The sequence below is a fragment of the Microbacterium sp. UBA837 genome (assembly GCF_002296025.1).
In the GTDB taxonomy this organism is placed as follows: Bacteria; Actinomycetota; Actinomycetes; order Actinomycetales; family Microbacteriaceae; genus Microbacterium.
Map to the genome: position 1 here is coordinate 1,919 of NZ_DBHD01000046.1, position 3,304 is coordinate 5,222.

Sequence of the window (3,304 nt, forward strand, 5' to 3'; positions counted from 1 at the left end):
GTCGAGCTCGAACCGCGTGTTGGGGGCGAAGATGCCAGGTTGACGCGTCGTCTGGTTCGCCCCGACTCCCCGCAGCTCCGGGGGTCGGTCGGCGGTCAGCAGAAGCAGGGGCACCCCGGAGTGGTGGGCCTCAAGGACGGCGGGCGCGAGGTTTGCCACCGCAGTGCCGGAGGTGCAGACGATAGCTGCCGGCATCCGTGTCTCGCGACCGATTCCCAGGGCGGTGAACCCGGCGACCCGCTCGTCGATGCGCACGTGCAACCGCAGGAGGCCCCGTTCCTCGGCGTCGGCAACGGCGAGCGCCAGAGCCTGCGAGCGCGAACCCGGGCTGAGAACGACATCGCGCACTCCCCGCGCGATCAGCTGATCGAGCAGGGCCGCTGCAGCATCCGTCGCGGGCGAACGGGTGCCCCCACCGACCAGGTCGCTCACGGGATGCCCGTCAGGCGGCGCCGCGAGACCCGCGGGGCTCGTCGTCGTCATCGCGCGGGGCGGATGCCGCCTCATGATCGGTCACGGTGTCAGCATCCGTCGGACCGTCCAACGCATCTTCGGCATCCAGCAGTGCGAGCTCTTCCTCGAGCCGGCGAATTCGTTCGTCTTGATCCGAGATCGTGCCGATGCGGCCCAGGAACTCGGGGTCATCATCCGGGGCGCGCGTGGCGTGAACCGCGGACCGTCGTGCGCGACCGACCAGCAACCACAGCACCCCGCCGATCACGGGAAGCACGAGGACGATGACGATCCACAGCGGCTTGCTCACGCCGCGGTGCCGCGTCGGCGGCTGCACAGCGCAATCGACGATGGTGTAGACCCAGAACGCGGTCGCCACCAACGCCAGAATCAACAGCACGCGGGGCACACCTCCATCCTAGGTCGGTTCGACACGCCGGGGCTGGTTGCGGGCGCTGACCGGGGCGGACGGCGGCAGGGCGCCCGACGCCTACGATGGAGGGGTGAACGCGCGCTCCTTCTGGCTCTATACGGTGCTGCGCATCCTGTTCTTCCTCGTCCCGTTCGGCATCCTGATGCTGTTGCCCATCGGCCGCGAGTTCTACTGGCTGTCGGCGATCTTCGCCGCGCTCATCGGACTGAGCCTCTCGGTGATCTTCCTGCGCCGCCCCCTCGATGAGGTGTCGGCATCGCTTGCCGAGCGCAGGGCGCGCCGTACTGACCCGACCGACGAGCAGGTTGAGGATGCCGCCCTCGAAGACGCACCGGCTGCCGACGAAGCACCCGCGCCGTCAGCCGGCGAAGGCCCAGAAGAGGAAAGCTCCGAAAGCGAGCGACGTTCCTGACGTCAACGCCAGGGCGATGACGAGCTCGCGCGGCTGCCGGTAGGTCCACACGATGAGGATCGCGGGAAGCGCGAGCAGCAACGCCATCGCGGTCAACCACGCGATCGGGTAGAAGACCGCAAGGTAGCCCGCGATCCCGAACGGGACCAGCACGAACACGGTGTACAGCACCTGCGTGGCGCGGCGCCCGATCAGAACACTGAGCGTGCGCTTACCGGCGACGCGATCCTGATCGATGTCGCGCAGGTTGTTTGCGAGCAGCACGGCGCACGCGAGCAGGCCCGCCCCGACCGCACCGAACCAGGCCTCCTGCGGCAGCGCGAACACCTGCACCCACGTCGTGCCGAGCGTTGCTACGAGGCCGAAGAAGACGAACACGAACAGTTCACCGAGGCCCGCATAGCCATAGGGGCGCTTGCCGCCCGTGTAGAACCAAGCAGCGAGGATGCAGGCGGTACCGACCGCGAGGAACCACCACTGTTCGGTGCGGATCGTGATGGCGAGGCCCGCAAGACCGGCAATCGCGAAGTACACGAGCGCGACGATCAGCACCGTCCGGGGCTTCGCCTTGCCGGCTCCGGTCAGGCGAGCCGGCCCCACCCGGTAGGCATCCGTGCCGCGCACGCCATCGCTGTAGTCATTGGCGTAGTTCACCCCGATCTGCAGGCTCACCGACACCACGAGGCACGCCAGAGCGATGACCCAGTGCATCGGACGCTCGATCAGAAGTGCTGCTCCTGTGCCGATGAGGATCGGGGTGACTGCCAGCGGGAGCGTCCGCAGGCGGGCTGCACCGATCCAGTCACGCAGCGTCGCAGGCTTGGGGGCGGCGACGGGCGAACGGTGGTCGCGACGAGCGTGATTGGTCGAACCCGGATGCGGCTTCGTGCGAGACCGCGAGCGCTTCTTCTTGGAGGGTGCTGCCACGGGGAGCAATCCTAGAGCGTCGTGATCTGCTCGCGGAGCCGGACGCGGTCAGGCTTGCCCGAGGGCAGGAGCGGCATCCGTTCGACCCTGACGATGGCGCGGGGCCGCGCCGGGGCACCGATCTCGCACTCCACCCGCGTGCGTGCCTCGGCGAGCGCGTCATCCACGGCCGCGCCGCTCCCTTCGACGACGATGACGGAGGCCTGTCCCCAGCGGGCATCCGTCACGGGAACCACCACCGCAGCTTCGAGTCCCGGGACTGTGCGCACGACGCGCTCCACGCGGTCGAGCGACACGTTGATGCCACCGCTGACAATGACGTTGTCGCGGCGCCCGGTCACCCGGAGGGTGCCGTCGAACGTGCCCGTATCGCCGGTGCGGTACCAGCGGGTGCCGTCGGCATCCGTGACGAAGGCCTTCGCGGTTCGCTCGTCATCGTCGAGGTACCCGGACGCGAGAACCGGTCCCGCGATCTGCACCTCGCCGCCCTCGACACGTATGCTCACTCCGGCCAGCGGCACGCCGTCGTACACACATCCGCCGCTGGTCTCGCTGGAGCCGTACGTGCGCACGATCCGGATGCCGAGAGCGGCGCTACGCTGCAACTCCGCCGCTGGCAGCGCTTGGCCGCCGACGAGGATCGCTTCGAACCCGCGCAGGCAGTCTGCGACCGCGGGATCGCGGGCTGCGGCATCTAGGAGCCGGGTGAGTTGGGCGGGCACGAGCGACGTGTACCGGGGAGCGTCGAGTCCCGCGGCGGCCTCGAAGAACTGCTCGGGCGTGAACGAGGCAGGGATGACGGCCGGGTCCGTCCCCGCCAGGATGCTGCGCACGAGCACCTGGAGACCGGCGACATACGTCGGCTCGAGCGCGAGAACCCAGGACCCGGACCCGATCCGTTCTGCCGTCGCTGTGGCGCTGGCGCGCAGCGCGCCGATCGGAAGCACGACCGACTTGGGGTAGCCCGACGAGCCGGAGGTCTCGACGATCACCGCCGGCTCGAGATCTGACCCCGGAACCTCGGCGAGCGCGTCGCGCACTGTTTCCACGAGCGCCTGCGCGTCCCGATTGCAGGAGGA

General features: G+C 69.1%; 5 protein-coding genes. 1 reads left to right on the plus strand and 4 read right to left on the minus strand.

What is annotated here, in order from left to right:
- Together B3587_RS03345 and B3587_RS03350 are read right to left on the minus strand one after the other, a co-directional pair.
- Positions 1 to 483: thiamine pyrophosphate-binding protein (locus B3587_RS03345; protein WP_292726543.1), on the minus strand; the 483-nt coding region annotated here is incomplete at its 3' end.
- Positions 443 to 862: a PLD nuclease N-terminal domain-containing protein gene (locus tag B3587_RS03350; RefSeq protein ID WP_228177877.1), complete on the minus strand. Its 420-nt coding sequence runs from the start codon at positions 860 to 862 to the stop codon at positions 443 to 445. The genes B3587_RS03350 and B3587_RS03345, both read right to left, overlap by 41 nt.
- A gap of 94 nt (positions 863 to 956) precedes the next feature.
- Between B3587_RS03350 and B3587_RS03355 the strand changes: the two genes are divergently transcribed.
- Positions 957 to 1,298 (plus strand): DUF4229 domain-containing protein, encoded by a 342-nt coding sequence (locus B3587_RS03355; protein WP_292726546.1) that lies wholly within the window; start codon positions 957 to 959, stop codon positions 1,296 to 1,298.
- On the opposite strand, the gene B3587_RS03360 is transcribed toward B3587_RS03355, so the two are convergent.
- Together B3587_RS03360 and B3587_RS03365 are read right to left on the minus strand one after the other, a co-directional pair.
- Positions 1,245 to 2,225 carry a 1,4-dihydroxy-2-naphthoate polyprenyltransferase gene (locus tag B3587_RS03360; protein ID WP_374198010.1) on the minus strand — a complete coding sequence of 327 codons (981 nt, stop codon included), beginning with the start codon at positions 2,223 to 2,225 and terminating at the stop codon, positions 1,245 to 1,247. The two genes, B3587_RS03355 and B3587_RS03360, sit on opposite strands and share 54 nt — an antisense overlap.
- A gap of 11 nt (positions 2,226 to 2,236) precedes the next feature.
- The gene (locus B3587_RS03365) at positions 2,237 to 3,274 is read right to left on the minus strand and encodes an AMP-binding protein (RefSeq protein ID WP_228178029.1); all 1,038 of its coding nucleotides are present in this window, start codon (positions 3,272 to 3,274) and stop codon (positions 2,237 to 2,239) included.
- Positions 3,275 to 3,304 lie beyond the last annotated feature (30 nt).